Raw genomic sequence first — 18,819 nt, forward strand, 5'->3', positions numbered from 1 at the left:
GGCGTTGGTCTCAGAATGAGCAGACATGAGTGTGGTGCTCCTTGACTGGATTCAGCGAAAGCACCTGGCATCTCAAGTGCGGAAGCGGGCTAATCGAGCGCCGCCACCACGCAGTGCCCGTCCGAGCCACCGCGAAACCTCTGACCGAGCAGACCGCGACGACAAACCAGTCGATCGCATCATCGAGGAACTCGCCTCGCTGCAGGACTTCGCACACTAGGACCACGCTCCGGCCGGCGCGACCTCGCTGGTGGCGAACCTGCACTCATGAGGTGATGGGGCCCGGCGTGCAGATCGATGAGACTTCGCTGGCGCGCAACATGAAATCCTCCTCGACACCGGTGGCGCAGTGACCCGCCGCGCGGAGCAGATCCGGCTCGCGGGGGCGATCGAGCGTGCGCCGAGCGACGAGGCGGCAGGGCAAATCTGGGAGACGGCCGCGGGGGCTCTTCTCGACCGGCATCTGCTACTCGTACCGGAGTCCGCCGACGATCACGGGTTGTGCTGGTTCGACGCACCCGCAGCGGGCATCGGAGCGAGCTGAGCCGGCGAACGAATCCGCGAGTGAGTACCCGACTGGACAAGAACGTGCTGAGGATCGCCTGCGAGGTACACAACACCGTCGCTCACGCGATCGCGATCATGACACGTTGGCTTCCCAGCGGTACGTCGTACCTAGGAGGCGAACTGTCTGATCAGCCGGACCAGGTGTGCCGGTTGGTCCAGGGGAATCAGCGTGTAACTGTCCTCGACTGTCGCGAAGTCTGCCTGTGGCAACAGATCGGCGAGGCGCCGGCCGTGGTCGACCGGCATCACCCGATCGTCGCCGGCCCAGAGGATGAGCGCAGGTTGATCGAAGTCGACGAGTCCATTGGCAGCGTCCTGCAGAAGGTTGGAATCGGCGAATGCCGCGCGCAGCATCCGGACCGTGTCGCGGCGGATCTCGGGTTGCTCGAGCAACGGCCTGATCCATCGAGCGGTGGTGGCATCGCCGCGTTTCGTCAGTGCTCCGAACGCCATCGGCATCCGTCTGACGGCACGCAGCCGCAGTTGCTGCATGAACGCGCCGAACAGCGTGGGGGACAGTCGGCTCGATAATGCGAGCGTCTTGCCGGTCAGTCCCGGCGGCAAGTTGTCGAACGCCTCACAGGACGCCAGCACGACACGTCCCACTCGCTTGGCTCCATCGCGGATGACGAGCTGGACAAGAGCACCGCCGGTGTCGTTGCCAACCAGCACGACGTTCTGCAGGTCGAGCCGCTCAAGGAACTCGCCGACCAAACTCGCGATCCCGGGGAGCGACAGGTCGGCGCCGGGATCCATCGGGTGACGATGCGCCCCGAGCGGCAGAGTCGGCGCGATGCAGCGGTGATCGGTGGCCAGGTCTGCGATCACCGAGTCCCACAGCGACGCGTCCATCATCAATCCGTGCAGCAGTACGACGACCGGTCCGCCGCCACCGGTGTCGATGTATTGAACGCTTCCAGCGGACAGCGCGATCTCATTCATGCCAGGTATCCCGTCGCAGTGAGAGGAGCGAGCTGTCGCCGTGCTGACAGAGCAGCTACAGCTCGAATCAGAGGTGGTGCGAAGATGAAGTAAGCGAACCATGTGGTTCACATATGATCAAGCGCCAGTGGTCAGGTGCAGACGGACTGCTACTGGTGACGCTCGGTCCAGCGCCGGGCGACCCCTCGGAGAATCATCTTGCCGACCAATTGGAGGCCTGGCGTCAGGAGCCTGCCGTAGGTCCGTATGCCTGGCAGCCGAAGTCCGAGAAGATATGCGACGTGGGTGCCTTGGTCGGCCGGGACTGCGGCCATGCCGAAGACGACGAAGCGGCTCTGCATGAGGCACCAGCCGTTGCGCAGGACAACATCGAACGGTGCGCGCAGACCGATCCGGTCGCGGACAGTCGCTTTCATCTTTTCGCCGTGCCGCTCGGTGATGTGGATCGAGGTAATGCTCGGCGCGTACTGCAGGAACTGGTGTTCCAGGTCGCTGAGCTCCGGCCAGACTCGTTCGAAGGGGTCGGGCAGCACAGTTTCGGCCAGGAGGGTCCCGGGCAGCGCGCCGTGCAGTGTGCGGAGGCGCCGCACCTCGTCGAGGTCGCTGATCGGCCAGTTCATGGCGTTGTCCTCTCAGTCAGCCACGCCTTCCGGAAGCTGCGCCGGGCCCGGAACAGCCGTGAGCGCACGGTGCCGGCCGGAATCCTGAGCAGCTCTCCGGCGCGCTGTTCGGTCAGTCCTTCGATGTCCCGCAGTACCAGAACGGCGCGTTGCTCCGGCGCGAGTCGCTGCAGAACGTCGGCGATGTCGGTGGCCAGTTCGGTGTCGTCTGGACCTGGAAGATCGGGTGGATCCGTCGGCGGCACGCGCGAGGCCGGCCCTGCCACCCTGACCGCTTCCCGGATCGCGATCATGCGGACCCAGCCGAACAACGCGGCTGGTTCCCGCAGGGTGCCCAGCCGACGGAGCACGACGATCAGCGTCTCCTGGGTGGCGTCGGCGGCGTCATGCAGGGCGATCGGTCCGCAGAGTCGCTGGACGTACGGCGTAATCTCGTCGAGCAGGTCGTGCATGGCCAGCGCGTCGCCTCGTTGTGCGGCTCGGACGATCGCCGCGAAGCGATCGGAGTCGGGCCGTGCCGTCCCGGGCACTCCTGCACCGTGGCCTGCCCGTCGATCGGTCATCGAAGTCACCGCTGGTTGTCGAGGTTCTGCAGGAAGGGGACCAGGCTGTTGAGCATCGGGTTGTGATCCGGCTCGGCGACCGTCACGTCGACGTGGGTCATCTTGTCGTCTCCAGCGTAGGTCGCCGATGCTATCCGCGACTGGTCGACAACCCATCGAGCAGCGTCGTTGACCGTGCCGTGTGTCAGTCCGCTCTGGAACGAGTAGAGCGGCACATTGATCTCGTGGCCGTGCCACACGCGCAGTCCGAGCACATCGGTGGTCGCCGTTCGGACGAATGGATCGGCCGCTGACAGGTCAAGCGTCAGCCGCTGCGGCCAATACCACTCGAACCCTTGCGGCCGCGTGGCGCCGAACACATCCGCGAGAGCCTCCACGGAGGTGTAGTCCGGGTTCGCGCTCAGGTCCGCGACCAGCGGGTGCTCGACATACAGCCAACGCAGCAAACCGGCGTTCGTGACTGGACGGGTCGGCTGCAGGCCAGGAGGTAGGTGTGCGGCCAGCGTGGACGGGGCATCGGGCATCTTCTGTGCATACAGCCCAGCCAGCTCCTGCAGGATCTGGAACGTCTCGGTCCGCCCCATGGCCACCGTCGGGTCGAAGACTGCTCCGGCGGCGATCTGACCGAGCCCTGAACGAGCCTGATCAGGGGTCACCCGGTAGATGTCGCCCTCCCCCGCGAACGCGTCATGCACCCCACCGTCGATCAGTACAAGCCCGGACAGGTCCCGGTATCCGGCGAGACCATGGAAGTCCCACGCGGCGTAGGCCATGGCGGTCGTCGCGCCCCACGAATGGCCACCGAGCACGACTTGCCGGCGGCCACCGTCGCGCGCCGCGAGCACGACCTGCCGCAGATCGTTGACCGCCACGGTGAGACCCCACTGGCCGACGTACGGAGCCGACTGGGCAGTCGTGGTCCGGTAATGCCCACCGAGGTAATAGTCGGCGGCCCGATCCGGATCACCCGTCAGCAGACCGGCGGGATCTTCCAGGTTCGTCTGCCGCCGGTCAACCGCCCAGACTTCGGTATCGCGCAATCGTGTGGCGAGCCCACGCGCCAGATTCCGGAACTCCCCAGCAGCAACAAACTGGCCAGGCACCAGCACCAGCACCAGCACCAGCACCAGCACCAGCCTGGCATGGGCTGGTCCGACCCGGTACACATGCACCCGATCGGTACGCGCCGGACCAGGTCCGCCGGCAGCCACACTGATGTAGTCGTCACGCCACGGTCGAGATTGCGGAGCTGCTGTTCCAGCGGCGGGCGCGACACCGAGGCTTCCAACCAGCATGGCGGCGCTGGCGATGACTGTTCCTGTTCGCACTTGTCCTCCTCAGGATGATCCGTCATCGGTCCGATCATTCGGTCGAATCGATGGCGCTCTTGATTGAAGGAGGGCTTGAAGCCGGCGAACACTCCCGCTGTGATCGACAACACAGCAGGGATGGTGAGGACTGTCGGGTGCCTCTGTATGGGTGACTACACATCCAGAGGCAAGGATTGATGATGAGAATCAAGAAGGCCGCGGTCGTACTGGTGGCGGGAGTTCTCGGGCCGGACGCGCTCGTGCACATGTTCTGGGCCACGACCGGCACCAGTTGGCCGGCATCCAGCCTCACTGAACTGTCCCGCGGCCTACTCAACGCGGACGTGTCGTTCGCGCCGCTGAACCTGGTCGTGATCGCGTCGATGCCGGCCGCCGCGGCACTGCTGGTGCTCGCCCGCGCGGGGATGCTCGGGCAACTCGGCGCCGACTCCCGGCCTGGCTGCCGAAGCTCGCCACCATCGCCCTGACGGCAGGGGTGTCCGCACGGCTGGTCGCCGGCATCGTGTGGGCACTAGGTATCAGTCGAGGCCGGCCGCGAGGCGCAGGTCGGTCGCGACCAGGTAGAACCGATCTCCTTCCGGGGAACGGACGATGTGCGGGTCGCGGACGCCGCATTCGCCCGAGGTGGAGTACAGGACCGGCTTGCCGTCGTTGAGGTCGTCGAAGTGCAGTGGGTCGTTACCATCACTCAAGGCGAAGTAGATCTGCTCACCGTCGACTGATTCGCGCTTGAAATGCACGTAGAGGTAGCCGTACATGCGCTCAGTTCGAGTGGAGGTCGATCGCAAGGCAGTTGGCAACGTTGAGCGGTGGGGTGTCAGCGAGACGGACGACCAGGATGCCGTGGGCTTGTTCGAAGGGGACGGGACCGTGGCCGAGGAGGCGGACCCTGGTGACTGTCTCGTGATCGGCGAGGCTGCGGATCACGGCGCGCCGGTCGTCCGGCCAGGCCAGTTGGAATGCGTAGAGGGTGTTGCCCCGGCGGGTGAAGCGATAGTCGGAGCTCGTCCAGTCGGCGCGGTCTTCGGTGAAGCCCTTGATGACAACGGTTGACGGGCCTTCGCCGAACACTCGGAACGGTCTCGTGCCGTAGATGCCCTCGCCGCAGACCCGCGTCCAGGCGCCGAGGTCGTCCAGGAGTTGTGAGCACTCGAGGTCGATCGTGCCGTCCGGCAGTTGCGGCACATTCAGCAACAGGTTCCCGTTCTTCGACACGATGTCGACCAGCATCTCGATCACGTGGCCGGCGGTCTTGTAGACATCGCGAACGTTGTAGAACCAGTCGCCGACGGACGTGTCGGTCTGCCACGGCGCGGGATGGATGCCGGGCGTCTGACTCCGTTCGATGTCCATCACCCCGACCGAGCTCACCTCGGGCCGGCGATCCTTCTGCTGGTAGACAGCGCGGTTCGTCCCGTGGATCCGCACGCTGGTGTTGTAGAGGTGAGACACCGCCTGCAGACCGGGTGTGTAGTCGACCTCGCCGAACGGCAGCGGTCCATCGGAATACAGAAGGTCCGGCTGGTAGCGGTCGATCATCTCGGTCACCGCGTCGAGCCAGTGCTTGTGCCACTCGGGATCATCGCTGTACCACGGGTTCTGGACTTCGACGTCCTGGGCCGGCAGGTGCCGGCTGTTGTCGAGATAGAAGTCCTGGTTGGCCGGATCGGTTCCGTCGTACGGTACGCCGGCGAACGGCCCGTGCTTGTCACTGCCCTTGTTGACCGCCGTCCATCCGAGCGTGGCACCGAGATGCTCGGTGAATCCGAACGGCAGCCCGCGCTGGTCCGCGGCGGCCTTCCACAGACCCAGGATGTCCTTGCCCGGCCCCATCTTCACCGAGTTCCAGTGGTTGACGGTCGAGTCGTAGTTGAAGAAGTTGTCGTGATGCACGGCCTGGGCCACGAAGTACCGGGCACCGGCAGCCACGAAGCGATCCATCAGCTCGTCCGGATCGAACCGCTCCGCCTTCCACAGCTGTACGACGTCCTTGTAGCCGAACTGCGACGGGTGCCCATAGGTCCGCAGGTGATAGCGGTACTGATCGCTGCCCTCCCGATACATGTGGCGCGCATACCAGTCGCCGTATCGCGGGACCGATTGTGCTCCCCAGTGCGACCAGATGCCGAGCTTCGCGTCCCGGAACCAGTCAGGGCACTCGAACGTGGTCAGGGACTCGAACGTTGCGTCGAACGGCACTCTTTGCTCCTCGTCGCTGATACAGGGTGAGGGCCGGCCGGATCACTCCGGCCGGCCCGGGTCCGCCTACTTGTTGGGCACCTTGTCGTACGCGGTCTGCTGGATCTCCAGGTAGCGCTTCAGCCCGAGACCGTCCAGCCCCTTGACGTAGGTGTCCCAGTCGGCGTCGATGTTCTTCGAGCCGGTGATGAACTGCAGGGAGTTCTGCTGGATGTAGTTCTCGAGGTTGGTCTGCAGGGTCGCGACCTCGTTGGCGAGCGACGGGTCGATCCAGACCCGCCAGAACGGGTAGATCTGTGCCTTGTCCTCGTGGCCGGCGTACAACTTCGTTGCGTCGAACAGCTTGCGTTCGTACCCCGCCTGCGATGAGGTGTCGGTGTCGATGACCTCGGAGTTGCGGTACTTCGCGGTGTTGTTGTACTGCGCCAGCGCACCCCAGCCGCTGTTCCGCGGTTTCGACCCGGGCTTCAGGGGAATCTGCTTGAAGCTCGGCTTCAGCGACTTGTCGAGCGCCACATCGCCGGGACCGGGCTTGGTCCAGGCCTTGCCCTCCGTGCCGAACTGTCCATTGTTCTGTCCCTCATCGGTGAAGATGTAGTCGAGCATCTTGATCGCCTGGATCTGCTTCTCCGGTGTGGCCTTCGACGTCAGCACGAACGTGGCGCCGGGAATGCTCGGGAAGACGTAGCTGGCGTAGTTCGCGCCACTCGGACCGGTCAGCGGCGGTACCGCGTCGTACTGCTTGTCCCGCCCGTCCGCCGAACCGATAGTGACGAAGATGCCCGAGTGCATGACGGTGCCCGAGCCGAGGATGACCGAGCCGCCGTGGTTGCCCTGCTGCTGCATCGCGTCCGGGTTCTGCGTGAAGGCGCCTTTGTCGATCAGGCCTTCCTTGTAGAGCGAGTTGATGTACCGCAGACCTTCGCGCCAGCCGTCCTTGTTCGCCTGGACGTCGACCTTGCCGTTGTTGAGAACCAGTGTGGTGTTGTTGCCGCCGCTGTTGTTCTGCCCTTGCGGGTCGTAGATGAAGGCGTTCATCAAGTACGGGATGAGGCTGTCGCGGAGGTTCGCGCTGAGCGGGATCTCGTCGGCCTTGCCGTTGCCGTTCGGGTCCTGGGTCTTGAACGCCTGGAGCACCTTCCGCAGGTCCTCGGTGGTCTTCGGCTGCTCGAGGCCCAGCTTCTTCAGCCACGCCGAATTCATCCACAGCTTGTCCGGGTACGAACAGTGGAAGCAGTCGACCCACTGCGGCATCCCGTAGATCTTGCCGTCCGGCGCGGTCGCCATCGCCTTCCACTCGGGCGTGGAGTCCAGCGCCTTCTTGATGTTCGGCGCGTACTGCTCGATCAGCTGGTTCAGCGGTACGACGACCCCCTGATTGGACAGCTTCAGCAGGTCCGCCGTCGAGAACTGGTCGACCCAGGGGATCAGCAGGTACAGATCGGGATAGTCGCCGCTGGCCAGCGAGATCTGCCGCTTCTCCTTGGCCGGCCCACCGTCGTACGTGGTCGTCTGCCACTTGATGGTGATGTTGAACTTCTGCTGGATCAGCTTCGTGAAGTCGTTCGTGGCCAGGTTCGTGTCGGCCGACTGCGGCGAGAAGACGCTCAGGGTGACCGCGGGATTCCCGGTGATCGTCGGCAGTGGCTTGCCCTCCGTAGTGTCCGAGCCACCGCCTCCGGAGCAGGCCGCCAGGCCGAGTGCCAGGAGACTGATACCGGCGATCGCGGCACGCCTCCGCCTACTGATTCGTACAGACATGGTTCCCTCACAGGGTCGAGGTGATACGGAGTGATACCGGGTGGTACCGGAAGATCAGCCCTTGACGGCGCCGATCATGATTCCCTTGGTGAAATAGCGCGCGACGAACGGATAGATGAGCAGCACCGGAACGCTGGCCACCACGATCAGCGAGTACTTGAGCAGGTCAGCCAGTTGCTGCCGCTGGATGACGACGGACGCGTCGACCGCGCCGCCGCCGGTTGTGTTGAGGATGAGGATGTTGCGCAGGACCAACTGGAGCGGGAACAGGTCCGGGTTCTTCAGGTAGATCAGCGCGTCGAAGTACGAGTTCCACTGCATGATCGCGTACATCAGCGCCACCACCGCGATCATCGGTTTGGCCAACGGAATGACCACCGACCAGAGGAACCGCAGGTCGCCGCACCCGTCCAGCTCGGCGGCCTCGACCAGTTCGTCGGGGATCGCGGTCCGGAAGTAGGTCCGGGCGATGATGACCTGCCAGACCCCGATCGCCTGCGGGATGATCAGCGCCCAGCGGGTGTCCAGCAGACCGGCCGACTGAACCACCAGGTACGTCGGGATCAGGCCGCCGGTGAACAGCATGGTGAACAGGATCAGCGTCATCACGACGTTCCGGCCGACCAGCGTACGCCGCGACATCGGGTAGGCGATCGCGATCGTCATCGTGACGCTGACGATCGTCCCGACCACCGTGTAGAACAACGAGTTCAGATATCCCTGAACGATCTGCGGGTTCGCGAAGACCGCGTGGTACCCGCGCAGCGAGAAGTCCACAGGCCAGAACAGCACCCGGCCGGACGAGACCGCCGCCGGGCTGCTGAACGAACTGGCCACGATGTACAGCAGCGGCAGCAGGACGACCAGGAGGAAGACCGCCAGCAGCAGATACACACAGATCAGGAAGATCCGGTCCGTGCGCGGCTCGCGGATCCGGCGGGCCCGGGCCGCACGGCGCTCGCCACGCTTGCTCGGCACCGTTCGCACTTCAATCTGGGCGCTCATGACCACAATCCGTTCCCGGTGATCCGTTTGGCGATCGTGTTGACCATCAGCAGCAGAACCAGGTTGATCACCGAGTTGAACAGCCCGACCGCGGTCGCCATGCTGAAGTCCGCATTCAGCAGACCGGTCTTGTAGACATACGTCGCGATGATCTCGGACTCACTCAGGTTCAGTGGGTTCTGGAACAGGAACGCCTTCTCGAAGCCGATGGCCATGATGTTGCCGACGGCAAGGACCAGGATGATCACCGCGGTCGGCATGATGCCCGGCAGGTCCACGTGCCGGATCCGCTGCAACCGGGTGGCACCGTCGATCTTGGCCGACTCGTGCAGTGCCGGATCAATGCCGGACAACGCGGCCAGGTAGATCACCGCGGAGTACCCGGTGGTCTGCCAGACGTCGGACCAGACATAGATGTGCCGGAAGTAGTCCGGGTTCCCGAGGAAGTCGATCGCCGGCACGCCGAAGAAGCCGAGTCCCTCGTTGACGATCCCGAGCCGCGGTGACAGCACCAGGATCGTCATCGACACGACGACCACGGTGGAGATGAAGTACGGCGCGTACGTCACCATCTGCACTGTCCGCTTGAACAAACCGGTGCGGATCTCGTTGAGCGCCAGCGCGAGGATGATCGCGATCGGGAAGCTCGCCGCGACGGTGTAGACCGACAGGATGAAGGTGTTCTTCACCAGCGTCCAGAACACCGGGTTGTGGAAGAACAGCTCGAAGTTCTGCCAGCCCACCCACGGGCTCCCCCAGATTCCCTTGATCACGTTGAAGTTCTTGAACGCCAGGACGGCGTTCGACATCGGGATGTACTTGAACACCGCGAACCAGATCAGCGGCACGACCATCAGCAGATACAGCGTCCAGTGCCGCTGGAGACTGCGCCGCAGGCCCTTGATCCCGGGACGCTCGCGCCGCCGTCGTCGCTTGGGCCGGTTGGGCAGCTCGCCGGCCGGAGGCCGGACGGTTGTCAGGGTTGCCATGAGACTTCCTCCTCCACGCCGGCGATCAATTCGAGCTCACGCGGTGACCGATGCCGGCCGTCAGTCGGACCGGCACCCGTTCGTCGCCGTGCCGCACGACCCGCTCTTGGTCCCGATCGGCGGTCAGGACTGCCTCGACGCCGCGCGGTGTCCAGCTGATGTCGACGACGACCCCGCCGCGAGCTCGCAGGCCGGTGACTCGTCCGCGGGTCCATGCGGCGGGTAGCGCCGGCAGCAGTTCGACCTCGCCGGTGTGACTCTGCAGCAGCATCTCCGCGATTCCTGCCGTCGCACCGAAGTTGCCGTCGATCTGGAACGGCGGATGCGCGCAGAACAGGTTCGGGTAGACACCTGCCCCGCTGCCGACGTAGCTCGTGCCGGTGTCGTCGGCAGGAGTCAGGAACGCACGGACCAGGCGGTGTGCGCCGGCCGCGTCGCGCAGGCGGGACCGCAGGCAGATCTTCCAGGCCAGCGACCATCCCGTTGCCTCATCGCCGCGCAGATCGAGCGTCCGGACGGCCGCGGCGGCGAGACTCGGCGTGCCGTCCGGCGTGATCGCGTCGCCAGGATGGACCCCGATCAGATGGGACTGGTGGCGGTGATGCGGATCTTCCTCCGGCAGGTCGGCCGCCCACTCCTGCAGCTGGCCCTGCGCGCCGATGGACGGTTCGGGCAGGCGCTTGCGGGCGGTCGCCAGCTCACCCACGATCGGGTCCACGACATCGAGCAGCTCCGCCGCCTGCTCAACCCGGTGGAACAGATCGGAGATGAGCGCCAGATCCATGGTCGACGACTCGGTGACCGAGGCCGGTTGACCGTCGCCGGCGATGTAGTCGTTCTCGGGAGACGTCGAGGGCGCCGTACCGAGACTGCCGTCCGGCATCTCCACGAGCCAGTCCAGGCAGAACTCCGCCGCTCCACGCAACGCAGGCCAGGCCTCACCGAGGAACTGCGCATCGCCGGTGAACTCGTAGTGATCCCACAGATGGCGGACGAGCCAGGCACCTGCCATCGGCCAGTTCGACCAGCGCGGATCCCCCTCGACCGGGAGCGTCCAGCACCAGGCGTCGGCGTTGTGGTGCGCGGTCCAGCCGCCGCATCCGTACCGCTCACGGGCCGTACGCCGTCCCGCCTGGGCGAGGTGACCGATATACCTGAGCAACGGCTCGTGGCACTCGGACAGGTTGGTCGTCTCGGCCGGCCAGTAGTTCATCTCGGTGTTGATGTTGACCGTGAAGTTCGAGCTCCACGGCGGCCGCAGGATGTCGTTCCAGATCCCCTGCAGATTGGTCGGCAACCCACCTGGTCGCGAACTCGCGACCATCAGGTACCGGCCGTAGTTGAAGATCAACGCAGCCAAGGCAGGATCCTCGACATCGCGCGCCCGGGCAACCCGCACATCGGTCGGCTGTCCGTACTGCTCCGCCGAGCCGGCCAGCTCGAGCGATGCACGCCGGAAGAGTCGCCGGTGATCCGTCTGGTGATCGGCGAGGAGCTCGTCGTACTCACGATCAAGCGCCGCGAGTACGGTCTGATCCGCGGCGAACCAGCACTCCTCGGCCGTCCGGGTCGGTGCACTGAACGGACCGTCGTACCCCGTGGCCGTCGAGAGGATCAGGGCGATCTCTGTCGCGCCTTCGACCGTGAGCTCGGAGTCCCTTGCCCCGACCTCGCCATCGGTCGTGGTGCGCAACGCGATGGCGGCTGCCATCCCGCGATCCGCACCATCGGAGTACCGGATCGGTTCCGGCACGTCGCGATGCGGAGGAGCGACATCGGCTGGAGCCTGCAGGAGCAGCCCGAGCCCGTCCTGGACGGCGTGCGGGCGCGACTGCAACGGCGACGTCAACCGGCAGGTCAGCGCCAGCACCGGCTCGGACGCGGTCATTCGGTGGACGAGTACACCGTCCGGCGCACTGACGAAGACCTCCTGTCGCACCACGACTCCCCCGAGTTCGTACTCCGCCGTGGCCAGCGCGGCGTCGAGATCAAGCTCGCGGCGATACCGCGTGACCTCGCCGGCCTCGGGAGTAGCGCCATCGATGCGTACCTCGAGCAGGAGGTCGCCCAGTGGCAGGTACGCCTGCGAGTAGCCGGAGTGAAAGCCGCGGGCCAACTCGTGCGCCCGCCGGATGTCGCCGGCCCTGAGCGCGTCGCGCACAGCCTGTACGGCGTCCGCTCCGGTCGCACCCAGCGGGGTCGACAGCAACCGGGCGGTCTCCGGACCGCCCGACCACAACGTCTCGTCGTTCAGCCCGATCCGGTCCCTACCGATACCACCGAAGCACATCGCGCCGATCCGACCGTTGCCGAGCGGCAGCGCCTCCAGCCACGTTGCGGCCGGGCGGTCGTAGAACATCCGCTGCAGGCCGGAGCGGTCAGAGCTCACCAGGTTGCCCATACCACTGTCCTCCGTCGAGATGACGAGGTATTAATCCTATGAATTGTCGGGATCGTAGCGCCAGAGCCATCACTGGTCCATACTGAACGGCATCAAAGTGAAGAAAGATCCCATCTATCGCTGATCGTGAGGGCCCCGCATGCCATGCATCACCTCGGTGGAGGTCGTCGACGTCCGCTTCCCGACCTCGCTGACCAGCGACGGATCCGACGCGATGAACAAGGACGGCGACCACTCGGCGGCGTACGTCGTCCTGCACACGGACGCCCCGGGCCTCGCCGGCCACGGCTTCACCTTCACGATCGGGCGCGGCACCGACCTGTGCGTCGCCGCCGCGGCACAGCGCGCCGAGCCACTGGTCGGCCGAGACGTCGACGAACTGTGCGCAGACCTGGGCGGGATCTACCGGGAACTGCAGTCGGACAGCCAGCTGCGATGGCTCGGCCCGGACAAGGGGGTCATCCATCTCGCCCTCGCCGCGGTCATGAACGCAGTCTGGGATCTGGCCGCCCGGCGGGCCGGCGTGCCGCTGTGGCGACTGCTCTCGGACATGTCACCCGAGCAACTCGTCGACGCTGCCGATCTGCGGTATCTCAGCGACGTCCTGACGCCGGCGCAAGCCGTCCAGCTACTTGCCCGGCAAGAAACGGGCCGTAAGCAACGAATCGCCGAGCTCGAGGCGTCCGGCTACCCGTGCTACACCACCTCGGCCGGATGGCTCGGGTACTCCGACGCCAAGCTGCGCAGGCTCTGCGAGGAAGCTGTTGCCGCTGGCTACAAACACGTCAAGCTCAAGGTCGGCTCCGTACTGGCCGACGACATCCGGCGCTGCGGGATCGCTCGCGAGGTACTCGGGCCGGACGGCAACCTGATGATCGACGCGAACCAGGTGTGGGACGTCCCGCAGGCGATCGAATGGGTCAAGGCGCTCGCCGAGTTCAACCCGTTGTGGATCGAGGAACCGACCAGCCCCGACGACATCCTCGGACACGCCGCGATCCGGCGGGCGGTCGCACCGATCGGCGTGGCCAGCGGCGAGCACGGGATGAACCGGGTCCTGTTCAAGCAGATGTTCCAGGCCGGCGCCCTCGACTACTGCCAGCTCGACGCGGCTCGCCTCGGCAGCGTCAACGAGGTACTCGCGGTCTACCTCCTCGCCGCCTGCTTCGACGTACCGGTGTGCCCCCACGCGGGGGGAGTCGGTCTGTGCGAACTCGTTCAGCACCTCTCGATCTTCGACTACGTCGCCGTATCAGGCAGCCTCGACCGCCGCGTCACCGAGTACGTCGATCACCTGCACGAACACTTCGTCGAGCCCTGCGAGATCCGCAACGGAGCGTACGTACTCCCGGTCGCGCCCGGTTACAGTGCCGAGATGCACACAGATTCACTCCAGACCTACCGGTTCCCGGACGGCACCTACTGGGCGCAGTACGCGGACAGGCCGGCCCTTCCATGACTCCCGGCAAGCTGTCCGAGCAGACTCGTGTCCCAGGCGTTTCGCAGACGGACGTCGTGGTCCAGGGCATCCGCCAGTTGATCATCGACGGCCACCTCCGCCCCGGCGATCGGCTTCCCGTCGAGAAGGACCTGGCCGCAGCGCTCGGCGTCTCCCGGAATCCCCTGCGTGAGGGCGTCCGCGCGCTGTCGATGATGGGAGTTCTCGAGACACGGCAAGGTGACGGCACCTACGTCACCAAGCTGGACTCTGCGATGCTGCTGGCTCCGATGGGCTTCGTCGTCGACCTGCAGACCGGCAGCGGTACATCTCATCTGCACGCGGTACGCCGGTTCCTCGAGACAGAGGCCGCCGCCTTGGCGGCGCAGCAGATCGGCCCGGCAGAGCTGGACGCGGCCGCCGAGCTGTTGCGCCACAACGCCGCCGAACTCGCTGCCGAGGAGCCGAACCACGAGACGGTGATCGAGAACGACATCGCTTTCCATCGGATCGTCGCGGCGGCAGGCGGGAACCCGGTGCTGACCGCGCTGATCGACGCCCTGGGCGGCCGGACGATGCGGGACCGGCTACGCCGATCGATCACGCAGCCCGGCGCCGACGAGACCGCGCACCGGGAGCACCTCTCGATTCTCGCCGCACTGACCGCGCATGACCCGGACCGGGCACGAACCCGGATGTCCGCCCATTTGTTCACGGTCGAGGACTATCTCCTCGAACGAGATGTCGTGAGCCCGACCACGAAATGAGGCCGTGTGGAGCTGCTGCGGTGGAGTACACCTGACCTGACACTGACTTTCGCGCTCGACGACGGCCCGGTGCGGCTGGTGGCCGTCCGCGAAACCATTCAACCCGAGCGTCCGGTGCAGGAGACGAGCCAGCCGCTGGTCGAGGTGTCAGCCATCGGGTCCGGGCGGTCGCCGAGCAGCAACCGGCATGTGGAAACCGTGCTCGGTCAAGGGTTGCGGTACATCCGGCACGAGGAGAGCGACCGCGGGCTGCGCATCCTGCAGCAGGACCCTGACTCCGGGCTGCGCATCACCAGCGTGTTCGAAGCGGGAGCCGGTGTCCGCGCTTGGTCCGAGGCATCGATCGCCGGCCACGGGTCCCTCGAGCTGACGCTCCTGTCGTCGCTCGCCGTCGGCCTCGAGGCCGTCGACGCCGAGCTGTACTCGGCGGCCAACAGCTGGATGACCGAGAACAGATGGTCGGTGACGTCTCTCCGGGCCGGGGCGCTCGCCGACATCATGAGCGAAGGTCATCGTCACGTCGCCAGGACCCGGCATGCGGTGACCAATTTCGGATCATGGTCCAGCGGTGAACGCCTGCCGATCGGCGTACTGGTCGACCGCAGTACACCGTACGCTCTCGGCTGGCAGATCGAGCACAACGGACCATGGCACTACGAGATCGGCGAGAGCCGGAAGGGCGGCTACCTGTTGCTGAGCGGCCCGACCGACCAGGAACACCAATGGAGCGTGCAGCTCACCGAGGACACGCCGTTCACGTCGGTACCGGTGTCACTCGTAGCCGGGACGGACCGTGACACCACGTTCGCCTCCCTCACTCGCCAACGGCGAGCCGTACGCCGACGGCGCCCCGTCGACGACCGGATGCCGGTGGTCTTCAACGACTACATGAACACCCTGCTGGGCGATCCCACCACGGAGAAGCTCCTGCCGCTGATCGACGCGGCCGCCGAGGCGGGCGCGGACTACTTCTGTATCGACGCCGGCTGGTACGCCGACGGCGACTGGTGGAACACCGTCGGCGCCTGGAAACCCTCGACGACCCGCTTCCCGAACGGGCTCGCCGAGGTCATCGACCGGATCCACTCACACGCCATGGTGCCCGGCCTCTGGCTCGAACCCGAGGTCATCGGCGTCTGTTCACCGATCGCCCGCGAGCTGCCCGACGAAGCGTTCCTCAGCCGCCACGGCATCCGGATCGCCGAATCCGGACGCTACTTGCTCGACCTCCGCAGCCCGGCCGCTCGCAGGCATCTCGACGACACCGTCGACCGGCTGGTCGAGGAGTTCGGCGTCGGCTTCTTCAAGTTCGACAACAACACCATGACCGGGCCCGGTACCGACAAGGGCGGCACGTCCCTCGGCCACGGTCTCCTCGAACACAACCGGGCACTACTGGACTGGCTCGACGGACTCCAGAGACGTCATCCGGACCTGCTGATCGAGAACTGCGCCTCGGGCGCGATGCGGATGGACTACGCGAATCTGTCCCGGCTCCATCTGCAATCGACCTCGGACCAGGAAGATCCGTTGCTCTACGCACCGATCACCGCGGCCGCCCCAGCCGCCCTGCTCCCCGAACAAGCCGGCCACTGGGCGTACCCGATCAGCGGAACCACCCGCGAACGGTTCACCTTCGCCCTCGTCAACGGCATCCCCGGCCGCCTGTACCTCTCCGGTCATCTCAACCGCATGACACCGCGTGAGCTCGACCTGGTCCGCTCGGCGCTCGCCGCCCATCGCGACATCCTCAAGAACCTCGACACACTCGTACCCAGCTGGCCTCTCGGCCTGCCCGGGTGGACCGACGACTGGATCGCCCTCGCCCTCAACGGCCCAGAAACCACCTATCTCACTCTGTGGCACCGTGTGCCCGGCCCCGCCACCGTCTGTCTGCCCATCCACCGATCCAGGATCACGCCTCACTTCCCGGCCGACGACACCGACTGGACCTACACCTGGACCGACGACGACGTACTCAACGTCACCACCAACACCCCCGAACCCTCGGCCCGCGTCCTCCGCCTCACCACCACCCACTGACGCTGCCCACAGCTGCCGTCAAAGTCGTGAGACCTACCAGACCGACAACCAACCCCTCCGCTGGGGCATCATCCGCAGCGGCAACATCGCTCCCCAGTTCGCCGGCCAGGTGCCGGGTCGAAGCGACCACCGGCCGCTCCCTCAGCGACCCGAAGGCCACCGCCGAGATCCTGATCGCCCTGCCAGCAGCGTCGCCGGCCTGACGCAGTCGTCCTCTTCTGATCGTCGCCGTGGTCCGCGGTCACCTCGTGGCCCGTATCCGGCGTCACAGCTCGTCCGACTGTGAATCCGGCACGGCCATCAGCGGGTGCGGCATGCCTCCGGAACGGTCGCACGTCAGGACATCCGACGACGACCGGTCAGCTGCTCACAGCCCTCGGACGCGCATCACGACGCCGGCGTGGTCGGACGGCCACAGCCCGGTCGCCGGGTCGCGCGGGTCGCCGTCGCGGCCGGTCACCTGACCACGGTCGGTGGTGAGCGCCTCCCCGTCCGCCGTACGGCCGAACACCATGTCGATGCGGTGGGTCCATGATCCGGGAAGCGCCTCGTCCACCGTCTCGTTGAGGCCGGAGGTGTCTCCGGCGTCGAAGCCGGGCAAGTCCGTCGGCCGGCCGGAGTCCTTCCACAGGTCGGTGTACCCGCCGGCGCCAGTGATCAGTTCGTACGGCGCCTTGTGCGGCACATGGTCGATCGGCTTGATCGAGCTGTTCGCGGGGTCGGAGTTACAGTCGCAGACGAACACCGTGCTCCGGTTCGGCGACGTGGCCTCCTCGACCAACTCGTTGGCCTGGGCCAGCGCGATGTCGGAGCTGAACGCCTCGAGGTGCGTGTTCACGAATCGGAACCGCTGCGCGCCCGCCCGGACGTCGACCCACTGGTAGCCGCGGTCGAAGTTGAAGGCCACTCCGGCAACGCCGACCTGCAGATTCACGTCGTAGATGTCCTGACCCTCGTCCAGCGTCCTGAGGCTGCTCGACGCGCGCATCAGGACCACGTCGCGCATCGTCAGGCGGATGTCGCGGGGGTCGCCACCGGGCATGGCGATCGAGCCGGTGAAGCTCGGCGACTCGACATCGGCCCGGTTCGCGATGCTGGCCGCGACGTACGGCGTGCCGCGCTCGGCCAGGTCATCGAGCAGGATCTGCAGGAAGTCGTAGTCGACGGTCCCCGCGTTCGGCACCCCGACCTGATTCAGCTGCAACGGCCCGTGCCGCCACAGGGCGACCTCCTGAAGGCCGATCAGGTCCGGCCGTGCGTCGACGATCTCGTCGGCCAGCAGCCCTCCGCGCACGTCGAAGTCGGTGCGGTCGACGATCGCGCGGGTCACCTGGGTCGCATTCGCCAGGGCGGTGACGATCGTGAGCTGGTTTGCCCCGGGTTGCGCCGCCGCGCGGAGAGCCGCCTCGACCGGCCGGTTGATGTCCGCGCCGAGGTAGATATTGCGCGTCATCACCGTGACCGGCTTGGCCGGCGGATCCTGCGCCTGCGCCGGACCAGCCACCCCCAGGGGTCCCAACAGCAGCCCGATCGAGCACCCGACCGCCATGACCCGTCGCCTCGTCGTCGTCATCCGTCCCTCCCAAGACTCGATGATTCCTTGCATCCTCGACCTGACAGCACGCGTTGTCCATGCTCGTGGCCTCCACGCCGGCCGGGTTGCCTTTGGGTGCAATGCGGCCAGTTGCCGCTCGTCGCGTACCGCCGGTGTCCTCCAGTCGGTATCCCGAGCATCCGCAATACGCCGTCCCGCACGTCAGGGTTCTGGTTACGCTGGCTGTGGTCGCGGTTGACATGTTCAGGCAGATAGCGTGGCAAAGCATTCCAAGACCCGCCCGCTTCGACAAGGCGCCCGACGAGCGCTCACGCCGCGCCTTTCTGTGAAGGGTTCCGCGATGTTCGAGGGTGACGACCACTACTCGGTCCACGTCCTGGGCCGCAGCTGGATCGAGTACAAGGACCGCGAGCGTACGGTGCGGTTGCGCGCCGGCATGCTCGACCAGGAGGTGTACCTCGGTCAAGATCGTCGAGGGCGAGATCGGCTCGTGCGAGCTGAAGACCGCTGGCGTACCGTCGTCGGCATGCCCATGGCAGGTAGCGATGTGGGGACGTTTGATACCTGGGTTCCCGACCAGGATGATGAATGGCCTCGTCCGCTCGAGCGCGACTGATCGCGGGCAGGGTCGTCGCTAG

At 66.0% G+C, this 18,819-nt stretch carries 17 protein-coding genes; 6 read left to right on the top strand and 11 right to left on the bottom strand.

Translation table 11 applies throughout. From position 1 onward, the window contains the following. Positions 1-349: 349 nt before the first annotated feature. Positions 350-544, top strand: a complete 195-nt coding sequence (locus E0H73_RS43655; protein ID WP_165556144.1) for a DUF2397 family protein — start codon at positions 350-352, stop codon at positions 542-544. A gap of 131 nt (positions 545-675) precedes the next feature. Here E0H73_RS43655 and E0H73_RS43660 read toward each other — a convergent pair whose 3' ends face one another. From E0H73_RS43660 to E0H73_RS43675, 4 genes are all read right to left on the bottom strand, one after another. After that, the gene (locus E0H73_RS43660; protein ID WP_131366907.1) at positions 676-1,509 is read right to left on the bottom strand and encodes an alpha/beta fold hydrolase; all 834 of its coding nucleotides are present in this window, start codon (positions 1,507-1,509) and stop codon (positions 676-678) included. 149 nt (positions 1,510-1,658) lie between these two features. Further along, entirely contained in the window at positions 1,659-2,129 is a 471-nt protein-coding gene (locus E0H73_RS43665; protein ID WP_131366909.1) for a hypothetical protein, read from the bottom strand. Beyond that, positions 2,126-2,692, bottom strand: coding sequence for an RNA polymerase sigma factor (locus tag E0H73_RS43670; protein ID WP_131366911.1), 567 nt, complete (start codon positions 2,690-2,692; stop codon positions 2,126-2,128). The genes E0H73_RS43665 and E0H73_RS43670 overlap by 4 nt, the downstream gene beginning before the upstream one ends. Positions 2,693-2,697: 5 nt before the next feature. Continuing rightward, a complete protein-coding gene (locus E0H73_RS43675) occupies positions 2,698-4,020 on the bottom strand; it encodes an alpha/beta hydrolase (RefSeq protein WP_131366913.1) in 1,323 nt (440 codons plus the stop codon). Between the two features lie 182 nt (positions 4,021-4,202). Here E0H73_RS43675 and E0H73_RS43680 point away from each other — a divergent pair, with 182 nt between their 5' ends. Then, positions 4,203-4,490, top strand: a complete 288-nt coding sequence (locus E0H73_RS43680; protein WP_131366915.1) for a hypothetical protein — start codon at positions 4,203-4,205, stop codon at positions 4,488-4,490. 51 nt (positions 4,491-4,541) lie between these two features. Here E0H73_RS43680 and E0H73_RS43685 read toward each other — a convergent pair whose 3' ends face one another. The 6 genes from E0H73_RS43685 to E0H73_RS43710 all read right to left on the bottom strand — a co-directional run bounded on the left by E0H73_RS43685 (position 4,542) and on the right by E0H73_RS43710 (position 12,378). Next, the gene (locus tag E0H73_RS43685) at positions 4,542-4,781 is read right to left on the bottom strand and encodes a hypothetical protein (RefSeq protein WP_131366917.1); all 240 of its coding nucleotides are present in this window, start codon (positions 4,779-4,781) and stop codon (positions 4,542-4,544) included. Between the two features lie 4 nt (positions 4,782-4,785). After that, complete coding sequence (locus E0H73_RS43690) at positions 4,786-6,222, bottom strand: alpha-L-fucosidase (protein ID WP_202867894.1); 1,437 nt, start codon at positions 6,220-6,222, stop codon at positions 4,786-4,788. A gap of 66 nt (positions 6,223-6,288) precedes the next feature. Continuing rightward, complete coding sequence (locus E0H73_RS43695; RefSeq protein ID WP_131366921.1) at positions 6,289-7,983, bottom strand: type 2 periplasmic-binding domain-containing protein; 1,695 nt, start codon at positions 7,981-7,983, stop codon at positions 6,289-6,291. A gap of 54 nt (positions 7,984-8,037) precedes the next feature. Further along, positions 8,038-8,988 (bottom strand): carbohydrate ABC transporter permease, encoded by a 951-nt coding sequence (locus E0H73_RS43700; protein ID WP_131366923.1) that lies wholly within the window; start codon positions 8,986-8,988, stop codon positions 8,038-8,040. Beyond that, on the bottom strand, positions 8,985-9,977 hold the full coding sequence (locus tag E0H73_RS43705) for an ABC transporter permease (protein WP_131366925.1): 993 nt from the start codon (positions 9,975-9,977) through the stop codon (positions 8,985-8,987). The genes E0H73_RS43700 and E0H73_RS43705 overlap by 4 nt, the downstream gene beginning before the upstream one ends. 25 nt (positions 9,978-10,002) lie before the next feature. Beyond that, positions 10,003-12,378: a glycoside hydrolase family 95 protein gene (locus E0H73_RS43710; RefSeq protein WP_131366927.1), complete on the bottom strand. Its 2,376-nt coding sequence runs from the start codon at positions 12,376-12,378 to the stop codon at positions 10,003-10,005. 139 nt (positions 12,379-12,517) lie between these two features. Here E0H73_RS43710 and E0H73_RS43715 point away from each other — a divergent pair, with 139 nt between their 5' ends. Genes E0H73_RS43715 through E0H73_RS43725 form a run of 3 tightly spaced genes read left to right on the top strand, consistent with a single transcriptional unit; the run spans position 12,518 to position 16,626 of the window. Beyond that, positions 12,518-13,837 carry an L-fuconate dehydratase gene (locus E0H73_RS43715; RefSeq protein WP_131366929.1) on the top strand — a complete coding sequence of 440 codons (1,320 nt, stop codon included), beginning with the start codon at positions 12,518-12,520 and terminating at the stop codon, positions 13,835-13,837. Continuing rightward, positions 13,834-14,583, top strand: coding sequence for a FadR/GntR family transcriptional regulator (locus tag E0H73_RS43720; protein ID WP_131366931.1), 750 nt, complete (start codon positions 13,834-13,836; stop codon positions 14,581-14,583). Before E0H73_RS43715 ends, E0H73_RS43720 begins: the two co-directional genes overlap by 4 nt. Positions 14,584-14,589: 6 nt before the next feature. Then, positions 14,590-16,626 carry a glycoside hydrolase family 36 protein gene (locus tag E0H73_RS43725; protein ID WP_131366932.1) on the top strand — a complete coding sequence of 679 codons (2,037 nt, stop codon included), beginning with the start codon at positions 14,590-14,592 and terminating at the stop codon, positions 16,624-16,626. 367 nt (positions 16,627-16,993) lie between these two features. Here the strand turns inward: E0H73_RS43725 and E0H73_RS43730 are convergent, their stop codons facing one another. Next, entirely contained in the window at positions 16,994-18,199 is a 1,206-nt protein-coding gene (locus E0H73_RS43730) for an exonuclease/endonuclease/phosphatase family protein (RefSeq protein WP_131366934.1), read from the bottom strand. A 322-nt stretch (positions 18,200-18,521) separates the two neighbouring features. Between E0H73_RS43730 and E0H73_RS43735 the strand changes: the two genes are divergently transcribed. Continuing rightward, positions 18,522-18,797 (top strand): hypothetical protein, encoded by a 276-nt coding sequence (locus E0H73_RS43735; protein WP_131366936.1) that lies wholly within the window; start codon positions 18,522-18,524, stop codon positions 18,795-18,797. Positions 18,798-18,819 lie beyond the last annotated feature (22 nt).

This window comes from Kribbella pittospori, from assembly GCF_004331465.1.
GTDB lineage: Bacteria > Actinomycetota > Actinomycetes > Propionibacteriales > Kribbellaceae > Kribbella > Kribbella pittospori.